The sequence below is a fragment of the Shimia sp. MMG029 genome (assembly GCF_027947445.1).
GTDB lineage: Bacteria > Pseudomonadota > Alphaproteobacteria > Rhodobacterales > Rhodobacteraceae > Shimia.
Genome location: NZ_JAQJIM010000008.1, coordinates 50,104 through 71,040 on the forward strand (window position 1 = coordinate 50,104; position 20,937 = coordinate 71,040).

The following is a 20,937-nucleotide window of genomic DNA, read 5'->3' on the forward strand; positions in this document are numbered from 1 at the left end:
CCATACTACACCGCCGGATGGCTCTCGCCAAACCGGCAGCGTATTTTGGAAAAATTAGCTGTCGTAGTCGATCGCGTGACGCAGCTGTTTTTCGTATTCCAGCGCTTTGCCGGTGCCCATGGCCACACAGTTGAGGCTTTCATCGGCAATGGAAACGGCAAGACCCGTCTGTTCACGCAAGGCAAGATCCAGATCGCCGAGCAGCGCACCGCCACCGGTGAGCATGACACCACGGTCCACAATATCAGCGGCGAGATCAGGCGGGGTGGCTTCGAGAGCGGTCATCACTGCCTCGCAGATCTGCTGCACCGGTTCAGCCAAGGCTTCGGCAACCTGCGCCTGGCTGATTTCGGTCTCTTTGGGGACGCCGTTTAGCAAGTCACGGCCCCGGATTTGCATGGATGCGCCACGGCCGTCATCTGGCATACGTGCCGTGCCGATGGAGGTTTTGATGCGTTCGGCGGTGGCTTCGCCGACCAGCAGGTTTTGTTGGCGACGCAGATAGTTGATGATGGCTTCGTCCATGCGGTCACCACCGACGCGCACGGAGCGGGCGTAGACGATATCACCCAAAGACAGAACCGCCACTTCGGTTGTGCCGCCACCGATATCGACAACCATGTTTCCGGTTGGATCCGTGATGGGCATACCTGCGCCGATGGCCGCTGCGATCGGCTCTGCGATCAGGCCAGCGCGCCGAGCGCCTGCAGAAAGAACCGACTGACGGATGGCACGCTTTTCAACAGGAGTCGCGCCATGTGGGACGCACACAATAATCTTGGGCTTTGAGAACGTGGAGCGTTTGTGCACTTTGCGAATGAAGTGCTTGATCATTTCTTCAGCGGTGTCAAAATCAGCGATCACACCGTCGCGCATTGGGCGGATGGCTTCGATGCTGCCGGGGGTACGCCCGAGCATCAGCTTGGCGTCTTCGCCAACGGCGAGGACTTTTTTCACACCATCTTTGACGTGATAGGCCACCACGGAAGGTTCGCTGAGGATGACGCCTTTGCCTTTGACATAGACCAGCGTGTTCGCCGTTCCCAGGTCGATCGCCATGTCAGATGTAAACAGGCCGCCCAAATTTCCCAGCATATGAATTCGTTCCCAAAATTGTCCCTTAGCATGCGACTCTGTAATCGCAGGCGTCTCCTTATAGGAAGAGGAAACACTTTGTTAAAGGCCCCGGATTGGTGGAAGGCAACATTCTGCCACGAAATTAGGCTGGCGCCACGTTGCGATGCGCGCAACCTAGGAGCTTTCTGGTGTTGTGGCTCGCAGTCCCGTGGGAAAACCTGTTTTAACCGCTGGGCAGCGCGCCGGCTCTTCGATACAAGGCGCGCATGCTGTCATACCAACATATCTATCACGCCGGAAATCTTGCAGATGTCCAGAAGCACGCGCTTTTGGCGGTTATGCTCAACTATATGGTGCAAAAACCCAAACCATTGAGCTATCTTGAAACCCATGCTGGGCGTGGGGTCTATCAACTTGACGCTGACGCGGCGGTTAAGACCGGGGAAGCTCTGGCAGGCATTGGGCGCGCCGAAGACTGGTTTGACAAAGACCACCCCTACATGCGGGCGCTGGAGGCGGTGCGCGCGAAACATGGGGCGGCAGCCTATCCCGGATCGCCAGCCTTGGCGGCAGCCCTCACGCGCAAAGATGACACGCTGCAGTTCTGTGAGTTGCATCCCCAAGAAGCTACCGCGTTGCGTGGGGCGATGCGGGGCAGCGGAGCGAAGGTGCATCAAAAAGACGGGTTTGAAACCGTAATGGGCATTTGCCCCCCGACGCCAAGGCGCGGTGTGCTGCTGATCGATCCGAGCTATGAGATTAAAAGTGATTACAAGGTGTTGCCCAACATAATTGCCCAGTTGCACCGCAAGTGGAATGTGGGTGTGATCGCGCTGTGGTACCCGATTCTACGCGATGGGCTGCATCGGCCGATGATCGATGGCTTGAAAGAAAAGGCGTTGCCGAAAGTGTTGCATCACGAAGTGACCTTTCCCGCAGCGCGCGAGACCCACCGTATGATTGGATCAGGCATGTTCATCGTGAACGCGCCGTTCGGCCTTGAGCAAGAAGCCGCTCATCTGACCGCAAGATTTGACGCCTTGGCGCGCCGCTCCTAAGCGCTGTTCATGGCTGTGTGTCCGCGCAGTTTACGCTATGTATTAAGAGCGATGATGTGCCTGATCGTTGTGAAAACCTTTTGAAAATTAAATATTTATGCGCGCAGGAATTGAAAACCTTACCTTGTGTGTATGGTGCGGCGGGTTGACAACCCTGGGTGGATCATCGAAAACGGCGCGCGTTACACTTGCCTGATTTTTTTGGACTTTTCGACAAAATCATCGTTTCATAGAGTGCAGGTGTATTTTTTTAAGGAGTTCCGAGCGATGATATTATCGCCACTTAAGACCGTTCGAGCGTTTTCGGCGGTCGCAGCAGTTCTAACGACAGTTGCAACAGCCGTGTCTGCGCAAGACAAACCAAACATCCTGGTGATTTGGGGCGATGACATTGGCCAGTCCAACATCTCCGCCTACACCATGGGCATGATGGGCTATCGCACGCCGAACATCGACCGTGTTGCAAACGAAGGCATGATCTTTACGGACTACTACGGTGAGCAGTCCTGTACTGCGGGCCGTGCCTCCTACATCATGGGGCAATCGGTGTACCGTACCGGTCTGTCCAAAGTGGGCCTTCCGGGTGCTGAACTTGGCATGCAGGAAGAAGATCCAACCATCGCCGGTCTTCTGAAAGAAGAAGGGTACGCGACTGGTCAATTTGGCAAAAACCACCTTGGCGACAAGGATGAGCACCTGCCAACCAACCACGGCTTTGATGAGTTCTTTGGCAACCTGTATCACCTGAACGCTGAAGAAGAGCCTGAGAACTTTGACTATCCGGGCGACACTGTGCTGCCTGATGGTCGCACCTTCCGCGAAGCGTTTGGTCCGCGTGGCGTGATCAAGTCTTCTGCTGATGGCGAGATTGAAGACACCGGCCCGCTGACCAAGAAGCGTATGGAAACCGTGGATGAGGAAACGCTGGCAGCTGCCATCGACTTCATCAAACGTGCCAACGATCAGGGCAAACCTTTCTACGTCTGGTGGAACGGTACGCGCATGCACTTCCGCACACACGTGCAGGACACCATGCGTGAAAAAGCCAACCAGATCACGGGCAAAACGCTGGATGAATACTCTGCAGGTATGATCGAACACGACATGCATGTGGGTCAGCTGCTCGACGTGCTCGACGAGCTGGGCATCGCAGACAACACCATCGTTCACTACTCCACCGACAACGGCCCACACTACAACACCTGGCCGGATGCGGCATCGACCCCATTCTTTGGTGAGAAAAACACCAACTACGAAGGTGGCTGGCGTGTGCCATCCATGGTGCGTTGGCCTGGTAAAATCGAAGCGGGTTCTGTGAGCAACGAAATCGTGCACCACATGGACTGGTTCCCAACCCTTCTGGCGGCGGCTGGCCGTCCCGACATCAAGGAAGAGCTGAAAGCGGGTGGTGTTCAGGCGATTGGTCGTGAGTACAAAGTACACCTGGATGGCTACAACATCCTGCCAATGCTGACCGGCGAAACCACCGAAAGCCCACGCAACGAGATCTTCTACTTCTCTGACGATGGTGATCTGACCGCGCTGCGTTATCAGGACTGGAAGTTCATCTTCATGGAGCAGAAAGAGTACAAGACCCTGCGTGCATGGATCGAGCCGTTCACAGTGCTGCGTCTGCCGTTGATCTTCAACCTGCGTCGCGACCCTTATGAGCGTGCGTATCAGACCTCCAACACCTATTATGACTGGCTGCTGAATCGTGCGTACTTCCTGGTGCCTGCGCAGCAGTATGTTGGTCAGTTCCTGGCCACATTCCAGGAGTTCCCGCCACGTCAGAAAGCGGCGAGCTTCAGCCTGGATCAGGTGATGGAAAAAATGTCCTCGCCAGTGGGTGACTGATACTGAGTTGATCTCAGTTTGACAAAAGGCCATCCCGCAGCGCGGGGTGGCTCCAAGATTTTCACTATTTTTTCTTTGGAGTGATTGGGTGATGCGAAAGCTAGCGCATATGGCCGCCTTTGTTGTGAGTGGCGTTGGAGTAACCTCTGGAATGGCGCTGGCAGATCCTTTGCCCTCGTGGAACGATACTGACGCGAAAACGCGGATCATCTCTTTCGTTGAGGCTGTGACCGATCCGGCGTCTGAAGATTATGTCACCCCGGCGGATCGCATTGCGACCTTTGACAACGACGGCACGCTTTGGGCCGAACAGCCGGTGTATTTCCAATTGATTTTTGCGGTCGATCAGGTTGCCAAATTGGCAGAGCAGGATCCGTCGATTTTGACCAGCGACGCTCTGCGTGCAGCGGCGGCAGGCGACTATGAGGCGCTTGCAGCCACGGGCAAAGAAGGTCTGATTGAGGTGCTTGCGGCCTCTCATACCGAAGTGTCACTCTACCAGTTCCAACAGGATGTTGCGGCTTGGCTAGCGGAGGCGCGCCACCCCAAAACAGGCCTGCGCTATGATGAGATGACCTATCAGCCGATGCTGGAGCTTTTGCGCTATCTGCGGGATGAGGGGTTTGCGACCTATATCGTTTCCGGCGGCGGTATTCAGTTTATGCGGGTCTTTGCAGAGGATGCCTATGGCATTCCCCCACAGCAGGTGATCGGCAGCTCTATCACGTCGACTTATGAAGTTGTGGATGGCGTGCCGGTGATCATGAAGGGCGCGGAGCTGTTCTTCAACGATGATAAAGCGGGCAAGCCAATTGGAATTATGCACCACATTGGCAAACAGCCCATTTTGGCGGGCGGCAACTCTGATGGCGATTTCGAAATGCTGGAATTTTCGACGTCTGGTGAGGGCGCGCGTCTGGGTCTGTATGTGCATCACACAGATGCAGAGCGTGAATGGGCCTATGACCGTGAAGGTCATATCGGCGTGCTGAATCGGGGGCTGGACGAAGGCCCGGATCGGGGCTGGCTGATTGTGGACATGGCGCAGGACTGGTCCAAAGTTTTTGCGAACACCAAAGCTGAGTGAGCAGGACAATGACGCCAAGAGAGCAGATTGAGCGCCTTGCGGCCCAGATGGGCGAAAGCATCATTGGTCAGCGCGATGTGATTGACCGGTTGTTGATTGGCCTTTTGGCCAACGGCAACCTGTTGCTGGAAGGCCTGCCGGGCCTTGCGAAAACCCGCGCGGTGAAGGCGTTGGCAAAAAATCTGGAGTGTGAGTATGCGCGCATCCAGTTCACGCCGGATCTGTTGCCGGCGGATGTGACTGGCACGGAGATGTATTTCCAGAGCGAAGGCGGCGGCCAGTTCAAATTTCAGCCGGGGCCGATTTTTGCCAATCTGGTGCTGGCGGATGAGATCAACCGCGCGCCTGCGAAAGTGCAGGCGGCCCTGCTTGAGGCGATGGAAGAGCGGCAGGTGACAGTTGCGGGCACAACCCACAAAATGGCACCGCTGTTTATGGTTCTGGCGACGCAAAACCCGGTAGAGCAGGAAGGCACCTATCCGCTGCCTGAGGCGCAGATGGACCGATTTCTGATGCATGTGCGGATTGATTATCCGCCGCTTGAAGATGAGGTGAAGGTGATCCGGCTGGTGCGCGCCGAAGAGCAGGCGGCGCTGGCTGATACCCAATCCGAAAAGACATCCAATGCGGATGCACCGATGTCGCAAGAGGTGGTTTTTGCAGCACGACGCGAGATTGCGACGCTGCATTGTGCGGAGGCGATGGAATCCTATATGGCGACAATTGTGCAGGCCACACGGACACCTGCAGACTTTGATGGCGACCTTGCAAAATGGATCGACATTGGCGCGAGCCCGCGTGCGTCGCTGGCGCTTGATCGCTGTGCGCGGGTGCATGCCTGGCTGGCCGGGCGCGATTATGTTGACCCGGAGGATGTGCGCGCGATTGCCCCGGATGTGCTGCGCCACCGATTGGCGCTAAGCTATGAAGCGCAAGGCAGCGGTGTCTCTGCTGATCAGGTGAGCGCGCGCGTTCTGTCTGTGGTGGCTTTGCCATGAGCTGGGACGTCTGACCATGAGCCGCCGCGCCAGCATATCGCGCATGGGGCTATCAGCGGCCAGTGTTGAGGCGACGGATGACTGGGATTTGCGGGTGCATGTGACGCTGCCGCATTTGCAGAGTTTTCGGGCCGCCGCACGGGCCATATCTTTCTTGCCGCACCAGCCTGCGCGCTCTGCGTTGCAGGGCAGACACCGTGCGCGGATACGCGGGCGGGGTCTCGATTTTGAAGAGCTGCGCAACTATTTGCCCGGGGACGATGTGCGGGCGATCGACTGGAAAGTCACCGCGCGTTCGGGCGCGCCTTATGTGCGGGTTTATAACGAAGAGCGGGACCGACCAACTTTGATTGTGGTGGATCAGCGCATGTCGATGTTTTTCGGCACGGTGCAGAACACCAAATCAGTCACTGCTGCTGAAACCGCGGCGATTGTGGCGCATCGCGTGATTGATCAGGGCGACCGGCTGGGCGGTATTGTTTATGGGGATCAGGCGGTTGAAGAGTTGCGCCCCGGACGTGGCGCAACGGCGCTGACCCGCTTCTTGAGTGTTTTGACACAGGCCAATCAGCGGCTGCATGCGGATGCTGCCAAAGTGAAACCGATTGCGATGAATGCGGTGCTGCGTGCTGTGTCTCGGCTGGCCACGCGCGATCACTTGGTGATCGTGATCAGCGATTTTGACGCGGCAGATGCGGAAACAGAGCGCCATATGGGCGCGATTGCGCAGCACAATGATGTTGTGTTGGCTTTGGTGACAGATCCAACTGCTGAGAGTTTGCCAGAGCAGGGCGCGGTGACGGGAACGGACGGTCAGCAGCAGGCGCGGCTTGATATGGCGGCAGAGGGCGTGCGGGCAGGGGTTTTGTCTGTGGCTGCGGATCGTACAGACCTCGTGACCGGTTGGCAGAAGAAGATGAAGCTTTCCGTCCTGCCACTGACCACTGCACAGGATACGCTGCCGCAGATTGTGGCCCTGATGGGAGGCGCGCGGCGATGAGTGAGACCGCAGCTGAGACCGCAACTGAGGCCTCGGAGGCGCAGGCCGACAGTCTTGTTGGGCTGATCAATCAGCTGGCAGAGGTGCCAGAGCCTGAGGCGGTTTCGATGATGCCGCAAACGGTGGGATGGGCCGTATTGGCGGGGATGCTCTTGCTCGTGTTGATGGCGTGGGGCTGGCGGGTCTGGAAGTGCTATCAGGCCAATGCCTACCGCCGCGAGGCGCTCGTTGCCCTGGAACAGGTTTCTGGAGATGCGGCAGCGATTTCGGCGCTTTTGAAACGCACTGCGCTGACCGCTTATGGCCGCAGTCGTGTGGCCGCGCTCAGCGGTGAGCGCTGGCTGGCGTTTCTGGACACAACGATCGGAACCAGCGAACCGGCGTTTTCAAACGGGGCGGGGCATGTGCTGGCGCAGGCGGCCTATCGGCCAGAGCCAGTGCCCGCGGGGCCGGACTTGCAGGATTTGGCTCGGCGGTGGATCAAACACCACCCGAGTGCCTCCGATCTGGAGGGGCGCGATGTTTGAGCTGACCCATCCATTTGTACTGTTGTTGTGGCCATTGCCGGTTTTGGTGCGTTGGCTGCTGCCTGCCTATCATCAGCGCGAGTCTGCTGTACGTTTGCCCTTCTTTGAAGCATTGGCAGAGGCGGCGGGCGTCTCGCTGCGCGATGGGGCAATGGTGGTGGCGCACAAACGTTGGGCGCTGGTGGCGGGTTTTGTGATCTGGAGCCTTGTGGTGGCGGCGTTGAGTGGGCCGATGCGGCTGGGACCGCCGCAGGAGATCACCAAGGCAACACGCGATGTGATCCTTGCGATTGATATTTCCGGCTCCATGGACACTGTCGATTTTCCGGGGGCTGACGGCGACGCGCAGCAAAGGTTTGCCGCTGTGCAGGATGTGGTTGGTGCATTTCTTGAGGGCCGCGAGGGCGATCGCGTTGCTCTGATTGTGTTTGGCTCGCGCGCCTATGTGCAGGCGCCACTGACCGAGGATCTCGCAACAGTTGGGGCCATGCTTGGCCAAACAGAGGTGGGTATGGCTGGGCCGCATACTGCGCTTGGGGATGCGATTGGTCTGGCGATCCGCACCTTTGAAGCCAGCGAGATTGAAGAGCGGCTGTTGATTTTGCTGTCTGACGGCAATGACACCGCAAGCCGGATGAGCCCGGTGAACGCCGCAGAGATAGCCAAGGACAACGACGTGACCATGTTTGCGGTTGGGGTGGGGGACCCTGAGGCCAGCGGTGAAGATCAGCTCGATATGGGGCAACTCTCCGATCTGGCAGAACGCACGGGTGGGCAGGCGTTTTTTGCCGCAGATGCGGAAGCGCTGGATCAGATTTACGCGGAGATCGACGATCTGACGCCTCGCGAAGAAGACACCATCAGATGGCGACAGAAAGAGCCGTTGGGGCACTACCTGTTGCTTGCGGCGGTCTTCGTCGGGCTGATTTTGTTGTTTTCGGCAGCGATGCGCATGCCACGGAGGGACGCGGCATGAGCGAGTCTGTGTTCTGGGTCTATGTAGAGGCGTTCCACTTTTTGCGTATCTGGGTGTTTGCTGCGGCTGTGCCTGTGCTTTGGATCTGGTGGCAGATGCGGAGCAGGCAGGGCGCGCAGGCCAGTGAGACGGATTGGATCGCACCACATTTGGTGCAGGCGTTGACCGTGCCGGGGACCTCCCGCAAAGGTGTGCAGCCGATTGATGTGATTGCGCTGGTGATGCTGTTGTTGATTGCCGCCGCCGCAGGGCCGAGCTGGACACGTGCGCCTGCGCCGTTTGCCGCGCAAACCGCGCCTTTGGTGATCGCGCTGCAGGTGTCGCCCTCGATGGAGGCCACCGATGTGGCCCCGGATCGGCTGGAACGCGCAAAGCAGAAGGCGCGGGATTTGCTGGAGCTGCGTGCTGGCGCACGTACGGCGCTTGTGGCTTTTGGCGGCAGTGCGCATGTCGTGGTGCCGATGAGCGAAGATCCCGGCGTGATGCAGCCGTATCTGGAGGGGTTGCGGCCCGATGTGATGCCCATTGAAGGGCAGGATGTGGGCGCGGGCTTTGATGTGGCGCGCACCCTGCTGGCGCGGGAGGCTGCGGCGGGTGGCGTGGTCTTTTTGCTCGATGATTTGTCTGCGGCAGATGCGACCGCTCTGGAAACCGCATGGCGCGATGGTGGTGCGGCGGAGGGCGCTGGCGAGGATGAAGAGGCGGCGATTGCGCAGGCCTCTGTGGCCTCGATGAGCTTTCTCTATCTGTTGCCGGATGGCAGTGCGCTTCCTGCAGGACCGGAGGGCAGCTTTTCGCAGGCGGTCACGGCTGATGGGCGCGATGTGGCTGCGATTGAGCGCTCTTTGGCCTCGGCCTATCAGCGTGCGCAGTTGAGCGACGCGGCGCAGCCTTGGGAAGATCGCGGCGCTTGGCTTGCCTGGCCCGCAGCGCTGTTGCTGCTCATTTGGTTCCGGCGTGGCATGGCTGTGCGTTGGGCGGCACAATTGGCCGTGGCGCTTTGGTTTGTGCTGCCTGCAACCGAAGCACAGGCAGAAGGCTGGCGTGACTGGTTTTTGACTGCGGATCAGCAGGGCTGGCGCGCCTATCAGCGCAAGGACTACGAAACGGCGGCCGCGCGGTTTGAAGACCCTTATTTGCGCGGTGTCGCGCTCTATCGTGGTGGACAATATGAAACAGCCGCACAGGAAATGGCGCGGATCGATACGGCGGATGCTGCCTTTATCGAAGGTATGTCGCAGTTGAAATCACGTGGCTATCGGGATGGGGTGCGCGCCTTTGAGAGGGCGTTGGCGATTGATCCCAACCATGCAGGTGCGCAGCAAAACCTGCCCATCGCCAAAGACATTGTGACCTATGTGGAAACCACACGCGCGCAATCAGACACTGGCGAAGAGTCGGGCATTGGCGCCGATGACACGGTGTTTGACAATGAAAGCGGGCAGGGCGCAGAGACCCAGATTGAGGCCTCTGAGGAAGAGGCCGCTGGCGGGCATCTGTCTGCCGAACAATGGATGCGCACCGTAGACACGCGCACCGAAGACTTTTTGCGACAGCGGTTTCGTCTGGAAGCCGTTCAGCCAACTGGAGATTAAGGCACGTGCGGTTTGTTTTGAAGGTTTTGAGTGTTTGGCTGATATGGGCAGGGCTTGCACTGGCACAGGATGCGCCAAAACTGGACGTGGTCTTTGAGGAGACGGAAACGATACCGGGGCAGCCCCTCACGCTGAGGTTAACAGTGTTGGTGCCGACCTTCATGCCGGAGCCGCCGGTCTGGCCCGATCTGGAAAGCCCCAATCTGATGGTGCGTTTGCCAGAAAAGGCAAGCTCGCCAACGAGCAAGACTGTGAACGGTGAGACATGGTCAGGGATTTCGCGGCGCTATCAGATCACACCGATGGTGCCGGGCAGTTTCGTGATTGCGCCGGGCGTTGTGCGGGTGACCTATCAGGGCGATGCCGGCGGCGTACAGCAGGCGGACTTGCCCGTGCCGGAGATTTCCGTGGTTGGCACGCTGCCTGAAGGGGCCGAAGGGCTTGATCCCTTCCTTGCGGCGCAGTCGCTGACGTTGTCGCAAAATATCGAAGGGGAAGCGGAGAGCCTTGCGGCAGGTGGGAGCCTGACCCGAGTTGTGCAGGCCGAGATCAAAGGTGTTTCCCCGTTGTTCATACCACCGCTTACGCCGGAACAGGCTCCAGATGGTTTGCGTGCCTATCCTGAAAGCCCTGTCGTTGAAGAGAAAGACGATCGTGGGATCCTTTCGGGCACGCGCTCTGAAAAGACTGTTTATGTTGCGGAAGCTGCCGTTGATGGCGTGCTGCCAGCGATGACGTTGAAGTGGTACAACTTGAAGACCAAGAGCGTGGAGGAGGCGACTTTGCCGGAGGTGGCTGTCCATGCGGACGCGCCTGCAGGCGGAGGGCTCTTGCCCGGTGCTGACACGCGGCCAGGTTTGGATCTGCGGCTGATTGGTATTGGGGCGGTGCTCCTGCTTGGGCTGCTGGGCGCTTGGAGTGTGCGCGGGCGGATACTGCGCGGCTTTTGGCGGTTGCAAAGCCAGTGGCGCGCCAGTGAAATATATGCATGGCACGCAGTAAAAGACTCCGTGCGCCGCCATGATTTGAGCGGATCACGCACGGCGTTTTCTGTTTGGCGAGGCCGTATGAATGGATATGCGGTGCCCCAAGAAGAGGCGGTTGAAACCGCATTGCTGGCGCTTGGCAGCGGGTTGTTTGGCACACAGACCGCAGCAGACCAACCTGCGCACTGGCGTGAGCTAAATGCGGCGTTGAAAGACCTGCGGCGCGCGTTGCATAAGGGACGTCGTGTGAGACACCTAGCTTTGGCAGCACTCAATCCGGTGTCTGCAGCCAGGAAATAAAGGGAACGACATGGCCCATTTTTTGCAGGCGTTTCTCGCCTTGCGTACGCCTGCGGGCGCGATATTCGGCTTTGTTGCTCTTGTGTCTCTGGCACTGGCAACCGAGGCGGTGGCGCAGACTGCCAATGCCTCCGATCAGGCAGGCGCCGCATATGCACCCGCCTATGTTGGGTCAGAGACCTGTGTTTCTTGTCACGAAGGAGAGACGGAAGCTTGGCAGGCCTCTCACCATGCCCAAGCCTGGCGCATGCCCAGCGACGCGGTGCTGATCGGGGCCTTTCAAGGGGAAGTCTTTGAACATGATGGGATGCGGGCGCAGTTTGACACCCTAGAGGGCGCGCGCACGGTTACAGTGCGCGAAAAAGACGGTGTGGAGACGGTTTACACACTGCACTCTGTGGGGGGGACGTTCCCCCTGCAGCATCTGATTTTGGAAACGGGGCTTGGCCGTTTGCAAAGTTTCGATGTGGTTTGGGATGTGCAGGAAAAGCGGTGGTTCCACCTCTATCCTGAGCAGGATTTGCCGCCGCAAGATGCCTATCACTGGTCTGGGGCTTACAAGAACTGGAACGCGCGTTGTGCGGAGTGTCATGCCACGGGTTTTGAGAAAAACTATGATTTTCAGCGCAAGCGTTATGCCTCAACACAGGTGGAAATCGGTGTGGGCTGTGAAGCCTGTCACGGGCCGGGGCAGGCACATCTGGATTTGGTCGCAGGGCAGCCTGAGGCGCATTATCAGGTTGCTTTGACCGATTGGGGATTTTCAGCAGATATGTCTGAGCCGCAGGCGGCCATGGAGCAATGTGCAGGATGCCATGCGCGCCGGGAAGCTTTTGGAGACGGCAATCCGCTGCCCGGCACGGCATTTGCCGATGCTTATAATTTGGCGATGCTGCGCCCCGGTCAGTATCATGCCGACGGGCAGATCCTGGATGAGGTTTATGTCTATGGCTCTTTCCTGCAATCCAAAATGCATCAGCAGGGCGTGACTTGCGCAAATTGCCATACCCCACATAGCGGAGAGCTGCTGGCGGAGGGCGATGCGATCTGTACGCAGTGCCATTCAGAAGCGGGGAACCCAGATTTTCCAACCCTGAAACTGACAGACTACCAATCGCCGCCGCACACCCATCACGCCGAGGGCAGCGAAGGGGCGCAATGTGTAAACTGCCACATGACGGATCAGGTCTACATGGGCAATGACTGGCGTCGGGATCACAATTTCCGTGTCCCAAGGCCGGATGTGTCCGCGCGGCTGGATACGCCGGATGCCTGCACGCGCTGTCATAGCGATCAATCTGCGGAATGGGCCGCCGATCAGGTGGCAGGCTGGTTCCCAAATGGGCGCTGGACCGAGCCCCACTATGGCGATGTCTTGGCGCGTGGCCGGGCCAACCCGCAGGCCGCAGCTGCGGATTTGCTGGCGTTGGCGCAGGATGACAGTCAGGCTGATCTGGTGCGGGCCAGCGCACTGTGGCTGCTGGGGCCAGGTGCGACCAGCTTGAACCTGCAGGAAATCGGGGCCTTTTTGGAAGACGAAGACCCACAGGTGCGTGTTGGCGCGCTTCAAGCGCTCAGATCGCGCGCGGCGGTGGCGGCGGCGCCTTACTTGATTCAGGGATTGCAAGATGATGTGCGGGCGGTGCGGATCGCGGCGGCACGTGCCATCATGAGCCAGCCCGCGCACCGCTTGCCAGAGAGTTTGCGCGGTTACATGCGCCAAGCGTTTCAGACGTTTGGCGGCATGGTACGCAATCAAATGGATTTTGCAGAGGCGCATTTGCAGATGGCAGGCTATGCGATGGTTGCAGGCGACACGCGATCCGCGGCGGGTGCATTGACGGAAGCGGTGCGCATCAATCCGCAAAACGTGCAAGCCTGGGCGACCTTGGTGCGGCTGACCGCAGAGCTGCGCGGGCGCGCGGCGGCCAAAGACACGCTTGAGCGGGCTTTGGCGTTCAATCCCGGTGACCTGACCTTGCTGTCTTTGGAGAGCCAATTCTGAGTGCTTTTTCGCCTTTCACGTTGAAACAGCAAAAATCTCCGGGTTTTCAGATTGTTAATTCTGTGCTCCCATTGTTTCAGAAGCCCCGGATGATTATCAATATCGTCTAACGGACGGGAGGGCATTTATGCGCGACGGCACAGTGCTGGCGATCATCGCCATTTTACCATTTCTGGGCGCCTTGGTGCCCGGGGTGATGATCCGGGCAGGGCGCAATGCATGTGCCACTTTTGCGGCGGTGCCAACCGCGCTTGCGCTCCTATTGTTGCTGACACAGGCGCCTGCTGTGATGCGTGGCGAGGTGCTGACCACATCGTTTGAGTGGTTTCCGCAAGTTGGCTTGTCGGTGTCATTCTTCCTGGATGGGCTTGGACTGCTGTTTGGGATGATGATTCTTGGCGTGGGGCTGTTGATCACGCTTTATGCGCGGTTTTACCTGTCTGGTGACGATCCGATGGGGCAGTTTTACACCTACCTTTTGTTGTTCCAAGGGGCGATGCTCGGCATTGTGTTGTCTGACAACATATTGCTTTTGCTCGTTTTCTGGGAACTCACCAGCCTCTCCTCATTCCTGTTGATCGGCTATTGGAAACATCTGCCAGAAGGCCGGCAAGGCGCGCGGATGGCGTTGACCGTGACAGGGGCCGGGGGGCTTGCGATGATCGGCGGGATGCTGATCCTTGGCAATATCGTGGGCAGCTACAACCTGACCGATATTCTGGCGCAGGGGGATGTGATCAAGGCGAGCGAATGGTATCTGCCAGCGCTTATTTTGATCCTGATCGGCGCTTTTACAAAATCAGCGCAATTCCCGTTTCACTTTTGGCTGCCGCACGCGATGGCCGCCCCAACCCCGGTATCGGCTTATCTGCACAGCGCGACGATGGTGAAAGCCGGAGTGTTCCTGATGGCGCGGATGTGGCCGGCGCTGGCGGGTACGGATGCTTGGTTCTATCTCGTGGCAACCACAGGGTTGATCACCATGGTGCTTGGCGCACTGATTGCGCTGTTCAAAGACGATCTGAAGGCGCTGCTGGCGTTTTCCACGGTCAGTCACCTTGGACTGCTGACCATGCTGTTGGGGTTCGGCACCAAGGCGGCGGCAGTTGCGGCGGTGTTTCACATCATCAACCACCTGACATTCAAAGCCGCGCTGTTCATGACAGCAGGTATTGTCGATCACGAAGTGCATACGCGTGACATCAAACGCTTGGGCGGTCTGGCAAAGCTCATGCCCATCACTGCCACCATCGGCACGATCACAGCGTTGTCGATGGCCGGATTGATCCCGCTGAATGGCTTTATCTCCAAGGAGATGATGCTGGAAGAAGCAGCCCACACCAAGTGGTTTGAGAACCCGTGGATTGTGCCTGCGCTGGCCACGCTTGGGGCTTGCCTGTCGGTGGCCTATTCTTTCCGCTTTGTCTTTCACGTTTTTGCTGGTCCGGTGCGCGATGACTATCCCGCCAAGCCGCATGATCCGCCCTTTGGGCTCTATGCCTCTCCTGCGCTGTTGACCATTTTGGTGGTGGCTGTCGGCCTGATGCCACATCTGGCAGAGCCACTGGTGCGCGTGGCGAGTGATGCCGTGGTGGGGTATGAGACCAAAGCCTATCTCAAGCTGTGGCATGGGGTGACCCCAGCGCTTTACATGTCTGGTATCGCCTTTGTGGTGGGGGCAATTCTGCTGTATCTGCATGGCGGGCTTGAACGGATGTGGAATGCGTTGCCGCGCCCTGAGGCCAAGGTGATTTTTGATCGCTTGGTGACAGGGGCAGTGCGCAGTGCAGAGGCGGTGATCTTTACATTGCACAATGGGATCATGAGCCGCTACCTCGCCATATTGATCGTGGTGACGCTTGCCGTTGGCTATTTTGCGTTTTCCACAGCCGATATGTTGCCCCCGACACGAGAGATGCTGCCGGTGCCGCCTTTTGTTTTTGTGGTGTGGTTTGGCCTTTTGGTGGCAACGGTGCTGGTGGTGACGCAGCATCACAACCGTTTCCGCGCGCTTGTGTTTATATCTGTGATTGGGCTCAGCATCTCTGGTGGTTTTGTCTATCTGTCTGCACCTGATCTGGCGTTGACGCAGATTTCCGTGGAGACTGTGACGATCCTGCTGTTGCTGCTTGCGCTTTACTTCCTGCCAAAACACACCCCGCGCGACAGCAGCGACCTGAAACGCACGCGCGATGCGGTGATTGCGATTGCTGCGGGCGTGGGCGTGACGGCGCTTGCGATGGTTTTCCTGACCCGCGACTTCAGCTCGATTTCTGCCTATCACCTTGCCAACTCTTATGAGGGGGGCGGGGGCACCAATGTGGTCAATGTGATCTTGGTGGATTTCCGCGGCTACGATACCTACGGCGAGATCATCGTTCTGGGCATCGCGGGATTGATGATTTACGCAATGATGGATGCGTTGTTGCGCGGCCCTGCGGCGAAGCGGTTGCGCGATCGCGATTTCGCGCCGGATCGGTCTCGGGATCGCCACCCTTTGATGATGGTTGTGGCCACCCGCGCTTTGCTGCCGATTGCGATGATGGTTGGGATCTACTTCTTCCTGCGCGGGCACAACCAGCCTGGGGGGGGATTTATCGCAGGACTTGTGGTTTCGATTGCCTTGCTGACCCAATATATGGCCTCTGGGTTTGCGTGGGCGCAACTGCGGCAGCGGGTGGAATATCACACCTTGATTGGCTGGGGCGTTTTAGTGGCGGGTCTCACGGGCGTTGGGGCGTGGCTCGCGGGCAAGCCTTTCCTGACAAGCGCTTATGGCTATCTGCATTTCCCGCCAATCGAAGAGTTTGAATGGGCCACGGCCATTGCCTTTGACCTTGGGGTGTTCCTTGCGGTGCTCGGCGCGGTGATGTTGATGCTCTACAGCTTGTCGCGGATTGCACGCTTTGCGGGTGAGACAGTGAACGTGGAGCCGATGGATTATGATCCATCAGCGGCCAACCAAGAGAAGTCGGCCGAAAAAGCCGCGTCGCAGGAGGGGCAGTGACATGGAGATGATCGTTGCAAGCACCATTGGTGTTCTGACCGCAGGCGGTGTTTATCTTGTGCTGCGCATGCGAGCCTTTCCGGTAATCTTGGGTTTGGCCCTGCTGTCGTATGCGGTGAACGTATTTCTGTTCTCTACCGGGCGATTGGCCACGGATGCGCCACCAATCCTGAACAAATATGGCGATGCCACTTACAGTGACCCGCTGCCCCAAGCGCTGGTCCTGACGGCGATTGTGATCAGCTTTGGCATGACGGCCGTTTTGGTGATGATTTCGATTGGGTCCTATTTGGAAGCCGACAACGATGAGATGGCGCTGATTGATGAAGAAGCGCCGCCTGATGCGGAGTTTGAAGCCGAAGCGCAGGCAGAGGAAGAGGCGGCACGTGCGCGCGCTAGCCTGAGCGAGGCGGATGCTGCGGACGAAGAAGCACTAAAGGGGCTTGGCGTATGAACCACTGGATTATTGCGCCTGTTATTCTGCCTGCTCTGCTGGCGCCGATCATCGCCTTTGTGATGCGCCACGACATTGTGCTGGCCCGCGCGGCGTCCGCTTTGGGGGCTGTGGCGCTGGCAGCGATTGCAGTTGGGCTGACGATTTTGGCCATGGATGGCAGCACCCATGTGTATTATCTGGGCGACTGGCCTGCGCCTTTTGGCATTGTATTGGTGCTGGATCGTCTCTCTGCAATGATGGTTTTGCTCACCAGTATTCTGGCACTGGTGGTGCTGTGGCATATGATGGCAACGGGCCGCGACCAACGGGGGCGGCATTTCCATGCGCTGTTCCAGTTTCAGCTTATGGGCGTTTGCGGTGCTTTCCTGACCGGTGATGCGTTCAACCTGTTTGTGTTCTTTGAAGTGCTGCTGATCGCCTCTTATGGGTTGATGATCCACGGGGGCGGGCGTGTGCGGATGCGCGCCGGGTTGCAGTATGTGGTGATGAACCTGGCCGGGTCGACGCTGTTCTTGTTTGCGCTCGGGGCGCTCTATGCTGCGACCGGCACGCTGAATATGGCGGATCTCGCAGAAAAAGTGCGGGCCATTCCGATGGAGGATGCCGCCTTGGTGCGTGTCGCGGCCGTGCTGTTGCTGATGGTTTTTGCCATAAAGGCGGCGCTGGTGCCAGTGCATTTCTGGCTGCCTGGCACCTACTCAAACGCACCAGCGCCTGTGGCTGCACTGTTTGCCATTATGACCAAAGTGGGCGCTTATGCGATCATCCGTGTCTATACGTTGATTTTTGGCCCTGACGTTGTGGCCACTGACGGGCTGATCACCACCCTGCTTGTGCCTGCGGCGACGCTCACCCTGGCGGTTGGCGCCTTTGGCGCATTGGCGGCGAAACGGTTTATGCCAATGCTGTCGTTTGCAGTGATTGGATCTATGGGAACGCTGACCTTTGCAATTTCTGGCATGACTCCTGAGGCTATGTCAGCTGCGCTTTACTATATGGTGCATTCAACTTTTGCTGCCGCAGCGCTTTTCTTGTTGGCGGACTTGGTGACGCGCCGCCGCGGCAATGACGCCCTGACGCCGCAGATGGAGACAGAGAAACACGGTATTTTCTCCGCATTGTTCTTTGCAGGGGCCATCGCCATGACCGGGATGCCGCCATTGAGTGGGTTCTTTGGCAAGCTGTTGGTTCTGGATGCAGTGCGCGACACGGCTTGGATGACGGTGGCTTGGGTGGCCATTCTGGTCGGCTCTTTGATCACCATCGTTGGCTTTGCGCGGGCAGGCAGTATTTTGTTTTGGAAAGCAAGACGCAATCCGAATGGGGATCCAGATGCGCAGTGGGTGGCCAGAAGTGACCGCTCCCCGTTGAATGCGCAGAAACTCACATCGATCTTCACGATGTTGTTTATGATGGCCATGTTGGTGGCTGCAGCACGACCGATCTCTGTGTATATGGATGCCGCTGCCGCTCAGATTTTTGACGTCACAAGTTATATTGAGGCAGTGCTGCGCCCTGCCGGGGAGGTGCTGAAATGATGAGCAGACTTCTACCGCACCCGTTTTTCAGCCTCACGCTCACTGTGGTTTGGCTGATGCTTGTCAATAAGGTGACTGTTGGGAATGTGCTTCTTGGTGGTTTCTTTGGCGTGGTTGTGCCGATGATCACCGCGCCATATTGGCCGGGCCGCCCAACTGTGCGCAAACCCGTCCATGTTGCGGGCTACATGGCGATTGTGCTTTGGGATATTGTTGTCGCGAATTTTCAGGTGGCGGCAATCATTTTGTTCAAACGCAACAAAACGATACATTCCCAATGGGTGGAGGTTCCGCTGGACATTACCTCTCCTGAGGCGATTACGATTTTGGCTGGAACGATCACCATGACACCGGGGACGGTCTCTGCCATGCTCAGCGCAGACAGCGCGAGTATTCTGGTGCATTGTTTGCATACCGATGACCCCGAAGCGGTGCGAGACCAGATCAAACACCGCTACGAGCGCCGATTGAAGGAGATTTTCCCATGATCACAATTGCGCTTCATTTTGCCTTCTTCTGTTTTGGTTTCGGCTTGCTTCTGTGTCTGTGGCGTATGGCGCGCGGCCCCTCTGCTGCGGATCGTATTCTTGCGATGGACACCATGGTCATCAATTTGATCGCTTTGCTTGTCCTTTACGGTATCTTGCGCGGCACTGCGATTTATTATGAAGCGGCGATGCTTGTGGCGATGGTGGGGTTCGTTTCGACCGTCGCCTATTGTCGTTTTGTGTTGCGCGGCGACATTATCGAATAGGGAGAGCGAGAGATGTTTGTGGAAGTTTTGATCGCTTTTTTTCTGGTGGTGGCAGGTGTCTTTGGACTTGTTGGCAGTTTCGGGCTCATCAAGTTGCGCGACAGTATGCAGCGGCTACATGCCCCAACCAAGGCGACGACATTGGGCGTTGGCGGGGTGTTGATTGCGTCGATGCTCTATTTTCTTTTGGTCAAAGGCCAGTTGTCTTTCCATGAATTGTTGATCACGCTGTTTTTGTTCATCACGGCCCCTGTGGCCGCGCATTTCGTGTCTAAGGCTTACATTCAAGCATCGATGAAACCTAAGGACCTGCCAAAGTGTGACGGAGCGTATGGATGGGCCGTATTTGACGATCCACCAAACGCCTTTGATCAGGACTGACTTACCTTTGTTGCGTGCCTCTTCAGATCCTAAGTGGCGCGCAAATTCTTATCGACGCCGAATTTGGCTTAGTGACGAGCTGTAAATTTTGCAGCACTTGCCGAAGCTGTAAGCGCATGTTTTAGTGCTATTGCTTTGTTTCGATCCTGTTTTCTGCACCAGCGAATTGGATCTCAAAATCCATATGGGAATATCATATGACTTTTTTTAAGTTCATGCGCATGGCAACCGTGGCTTTGCCTGTTTCTTTGGCTGCGTCCGCAACTCTTGCACAGGACGCGCCAGCCCCCAAGGTTTCTATCGCCGCTGCCTACACAGACGAATTGCTGGATGAAGCGATTTTCATCGGCAAGGGGGAGGCGATCGACAAGGTGGATTTGGTGGCCCGTGTGAGCGGATTTGTCGAAAAGATCCATGTGAAAGATGGGGATGTTGTCTCGGCAGGTGATCTGTTGTTTGAGATCGAGCCTGAGGTCTATGAGGCGACATTGGTTGCACGTCAGGCAGATCTGGCTCAGGCCGAGGCAAATTTGCGTCTGACCGAAGTGGAGTTGGTGCGCAAGACAGAGCTGTTTGAAAGAGATGTGGGCACCGAAGCCGATCGCGATGTTGCGCTGGCTGACAATGAGGTCGCAAAGGCGCAGGTGGAAATGGCGAAGGCCGCCATTGAACAGGCCCAGTTGGATGTGGACTATACCAAAGTGCATGCGCCATTTGATGGGCGCGTGGGCCGCGCATCTGTAAGTGTTGGTGAATTGGTTGGCACCGGATCCGCCTCCCTGATCAACATTGTGCGCACGGCGCCAATTTACGCAGAATTCTCCCTGTCGGAGAAGCAGTTGGTCAGTGTGATGGAGCAACATGACGCAACAGTCGATGAGCTTGCAAACGAAGGCAAAGCGCCAGACGTCCATGCGATCTTGCCGAATGGAGATGAGTTGGATGAAATCGGACGGATTGTGTTTGCGGACAACCGCATTGATCCGACCACAGGTACAATCACACTGCGTGCTCAGTTTGATAACGCACGCGGGCTGTTGCTTGATGGAGCCTTTCTCAATCTTCGCATTTCCAGCGCGGAGCCTTCGCAGGTTCTGATGATCCCACAGGCAGCGGTGCAACGCGATCAGCGCGGCGACTTTGTTCTTGTGGTTGGCGAGCAGCAAACCGTGGAACAGCGCTATGTGACGCTGGGCCGACAGGTTGAAGCGGCCGTGGTTGTCGAAGACGGTATGCGCGAAGGTGAAGCCGTGATTGTCGAAGGTCTGCAACGTGTGCGCCCCGGTGTCGAGGTGGATGCGGTTCTGGCGGGCCAGCCGACAGAGGAGCAATAA

Annotated in this window: 17 protein-coding genes and 1 pseudogene; 17 read left to right on the forward strand and 1 reads right to left on the reverse strand. The window is 57.6% G+C overall.

Annotated features, from left to right (window positions below; genetic code table 11):
* Nucleotides 1-54 precede the first annotated feature (54 nt).
* On the reverse strand, nucleotides 55-1,095 hold the full coding sequence (locus tag PJL69_RS16815; protein WP_209099254.1) for a rod shape-determining protein: 1,041 nt from the start codon (nucleotides 1,093-1,095) through the stop codon (nucleotides 55-57).
* Nucleotides 1,096-1,343: 248 nt separating this feature from the next.
* Here PJL69_RS16815 and PJL69_RS16820 point away from each other — a divergent pair, with 248 nt between their 5' ends.
* From PJL69_RS16820 to PJL69_RS16900, 17 genes and pseudogenes are all read left to right on the forward strand, one after another.
* Nucleotides 1,344-2,135: a 23S rRNA (adenine(2030)-N(6))-methyltransferase RlmJ gene (locus PJL69_RS16820; protein WP_271310704.1), complete on the forward strand. Its 792-nt coding sequence runs from the start codon at nucleotides 1,344-1,346 to the stop codon at nucleotides 2,133-2,135.
* A gap of 267 nt (nucleotides 2,136-2,402) precedes the next feature.
* On the forward strand, nucleotides 2,403-3,992 hold the full coding sequence (locus PJL69_RS16825; protein WP_271310705.1) for an arylsulfatase: 1,590 nt from the start codon (nucleotides 2,403-2,405) through the stop codon (nucleotides 3,990-3,992).
* A 91-nt stretch (nucleotides 3,993-4,083) separates the two neighbouring features.
* Complete coding sequence (locus PJL69_RS16830) at nucleotides 4,084-5,079, forward strand: HAD family hydrolase (protein WP_441347503.1); 996 nt, start codon at nucleotides 4,084-4,086, stop codon at nucleotides 5,077-5,079.
* An 8-nt stretch (nucleotides 5,080-5,087) separates the two neighbouring features.
* The gene (locus PJL69_RS16835; RefSeq protein WP_271310706.1) at nucleotides 5,088-6,077 is read left to right on the forward strand and encodes an AAA family ATPase; all 990 of its coding nucleotides are present in this window, start codon (nucleotides 5,088-5,090) and stop codon (nucleotides 6,075-6,077) included.
* A gap of 16 nt (nucleotides 6,078-6,093) precedes the next feature.
* Nucleotides 6,094-7,077, forward strand: a complete 984-nt coding sequence (locus tag PJL69_RS16840; RefSeq protein WP_271310707.1) for a DUF58 domain-containing protein — start codon at nucleotides 6,094-6,096, stop codon at nucleotides 7,075-7,077.
* Nucleotides 7,074-7,604 (forward strand): DUF4381 domain-containing protein, encoded by a 531-nt coding sequence (locus tag PJL69_RS16845; protein ID WP_271310708.1) that lies wholly within the window; start codon nucleotides 7,074-7,076, stop codon nucleotides 7,602-7,604. Before PJL69_RS16840 ends, PJL69_RS16845 begins: the two co-directional genes overlap by 4 nt.
* On the forward strand, nucleotides 7,597-8,580 hold the full coding sequence (locus tag PJL69_RS16850; RefSeq protein WP_271310709.1) for a VWA domain-containing protein: 984 nt from the start codon (nucleotides 7,597-7,599) through the stop codon (nucleotides 8,578-8,580). The genes PJL69_RS16845 and PJL69_RS16850 overlap by 8 nt, the downstream gene beginning before the upstream one ends.
* Nucleotides 8,577-10,175, forward strand: a complete 1,599-nt coding sequence (locus PJL69_RS16855; RefSeq protein ID WP_271310710.1) for a VWA domain-containing protein — start codon at nucleotides 8,577-8,579, stop codon at nucleotides 10,173-10,175. The genes PJL69_RS16850 and PJL69_RS16855 overlap by 4 nt, the downstream gene beginning before the upstream one ends.
* A 5-nt stretch (nucleotides 10,176-10,180) precedes the next feature.
* Complete coding sequence (locus PJL69_RS16860) at nucleotides 10,181-11,461, forward strand: hypothetical protein (protein ID WP_271310711.1); 1,281 nt, start codon at nucleotides 10,181-10,183, stop codon at nucleotides 11,459-11,461.
* 10 nt (nucleotides 11,462-11,471) lie between these two features.
* Nucleotides 11,472-13,466 carry a multiheme c-type cytochrome gene (locus PJL69_RS16865; protein ID WP_271310712.1) on the forward strand — a complete coding sequence of 665 codons (1,995 nt, stop codon included), beginning with the start codon at nucleotides 11,472-11,474 and terminating at the stop codon, nucleotides 13,464-13,466.
* Between the two features lie 127 nt (nucleotides 13,467-13,593).
* Nucleotides 13,594-16,473: a monovalent cation/H+ antiporter subunit A gene (locus tag PJL69_RS16870; protein WP_271310713.1), complete on the forward strand. Its 2,880-nt coding sequence runs from the start codon at nucleotides 13,594-13,596 to the stop codon at nucleotides 16,471-16,473.
* Nucleotide 16,474: 1 nt separating this feature from the next.
* Nucleotides 16,475-16,822 (forward strand): annotated as a pseudogene (locus PJL69_RS16875) (Na+/H+ antiporter subunit C); the annotation flags it as partial.
* A gap of 101 nt (nucleotides 16,823-16,923) precedes the next feature.
* Nucleotides 16,924-18,468, forward strand: a complete 1,545-nt coding sequence (locus PJL69_RS16880) for a monovalent cation/H+ antiporter subunit D (RefSeq protein ID WP_271310714.1) — start codon at nucleotides 16,924-16,926, stop codon at nucleotides 18,466-18,468.
* A complete protein-coding gene (locus PJL69_RS16885; RefSeq protein ID WP_271310715.1) occupies nucleotides 18,465-18,956 on the forward strand; it encodes a Na+/H+ antiporter subunit E in 492 nt (163 codons plus the stop codon). Before PJL69_RS16880 ends, PJL69_RS16885 begins: the two co-directional genes overlap by 4 nt.
* Nucleotides 18,953-19,222 carry a K+/H+ antiporter subunit F gene (locus PJL69_RS16890; RefSeq protein ID WP_209099279.1) on the forward strand — a complete coding sequence of 90 codons (270 nt, stop codon included), beginning with the start codon at nucleotides 18,953-18,955 and terminating at the stop codon, nucleotides 19,220-19,222. The genes PJL69_RS16885 and PJL69_RS16890 overlap by 4 nt, the downstream gene beginning before the upstream one ends.
* A gap of 12 nt (nucleotides 19,223-19,234) precedes the next feature.
* Entirely contained in the window at nucleotides 19,235-19,603 is a 369-nt protein-coding gene (locus tag PJL69_RS16895) for a Na+/H+ antiporter subunit G (RefSeq protein ID WP_271310716.1), read from the forward strand.
* Nucleotides 19,604-19,800: 197 nt separating this feature from the next.
* On the forward strand, nucleotides 19,801-20,937 hold the full coding sequence (locus PJL69_RS16900) for an efflux RND transporter periplasmic adaptor subunit (RefSeq protein ID WP_271310717.1): 1,137 nt from the start codon (nucleotides 19,801-19,803) through the stop codon (nucleotides 20,935-20,937).

What these genes read in the sequence shown, in the direction of transcription:
- PJL69_RS16840 (WP_271310707.1), top strand. Translation starts at nt 6,094, where the DNA reads ATGAGCCGCCGCGCCAGCATATCGCGCATGGGGCTATCAGCGGCCAGT.
- PJL69_RS16855 (WP_271310710.1), top strand. Translation starts at nt 8,577, where the DNA reads ATGAGCGAGTCTGTGTTCTGGGTCTATGTAGAGGCGTTCCACTTTTTG.
- PJL69_RS16820 (WP_271310704.1), top strand. Translation starts at nt 1,344, where the DNA reads ATGCTGTCATACCAACATATCTATCACGCCGGAAATCTTGCAGATGTC.
- PJL69_RS16870 (WP_271310713.1), top strand. Translation starts at nt 13,594, where the DNA reads ATGCGCGACGGCACAGTGCTGGCGATCATCGCCATTTTACCATTTCTG.
- PJL69_RS16850 (WP_271310709.1), top strand. Translation starts at nt 7,597, where the DNA reads ATGTTTGAGCTGACCCATCCATTTGTACTGTTGTTGTGGCCATTGCCG.
- PJL69_RS16900 (WP_271310717.1), top strand. Translation starts at nt 19,801, where the DNA reads ATGACTTTTTTTAAGTTCATGCGCATGGCAACCGTGGCTTTGCCTGTT.
- PJL69_RS16890 (WP_209099279.1), top strand. Translation starts at nt 18,953, where the DNA reads ATGATCACAATTGCGCTTCATTTTGCCTTCTTCTGTTTTGGTTTCGGC.
- PJL69_RS16885 (WP_271310715.1), top strand. Translation starts at nt 18,465, where the DNA reads ATGATGAGCAGACTTCTACCGCACCCGTTTTTCAGCCTCACGCTCACT.
- PJL69_RS16895 (WP_271310716.1), top strand. Translation starts at nt 19,235, where the DNA reads ATGTTTGTGGAAGTTTTGATCGCTTTTTTTCTGGTGGTGGCAGGTGTC.
- PJL69_RS16845 (WP_271310708.1), top strand. Translation starts at nt 7,074, where the DNA reads ATGAGTGAGACCGCAGCTGAGACCGCAACTGAGGCCTCGGAGGCGCAG.
- PJL69_RS16825 (WP_271310705.1), top strand. Translation starts at nt 2,403, where the DNA reads ATGATATTATCGCCACTTAAGACCGTTCGAGCGTTTTCGGCGGTCGCA.
- PJL69_RS16815 (WP_209099254.1), bottom strand. Translation starts at nt 1,095, where the DNA reads ATGCTGGGAAATTTGGGCGGCCTGTTTACATCTGACATGGCGATCGAC.
- PJL69_RS16880 (WP_271310714.1), top strand. Translation starts at nt 16,924, where the DNA reads ATGAACCACTGGATTATTGCGCCTGTTATTCTGCCTGCTCTGCTGGCG.
- PJL69_RS16830 (WP_441347503.1), top strand. Translation starts at nt 4,084, where the DNA reads ATGCGAAAGCTAGCGCATATGGCCGCCTTTGTTGTGAGTGGCGTTGGA.
- PJL69_RS16835 (WP_271310706.1), top strand. Translation starts at nt 5,088, where the DNA reads ATGACGCCAAGAGAGCAGATTGAGCGCCTTGCGGCCCAGATGGGCGAA.
- PJL69_RS16865 (WP_271310712.1), top strand. Translation starts at nt 11,472, where the DNA reads ATGGCCCATTTTTTGCAGGCGTTTCTCGCCTTGCGTACGCCTGCGGGC.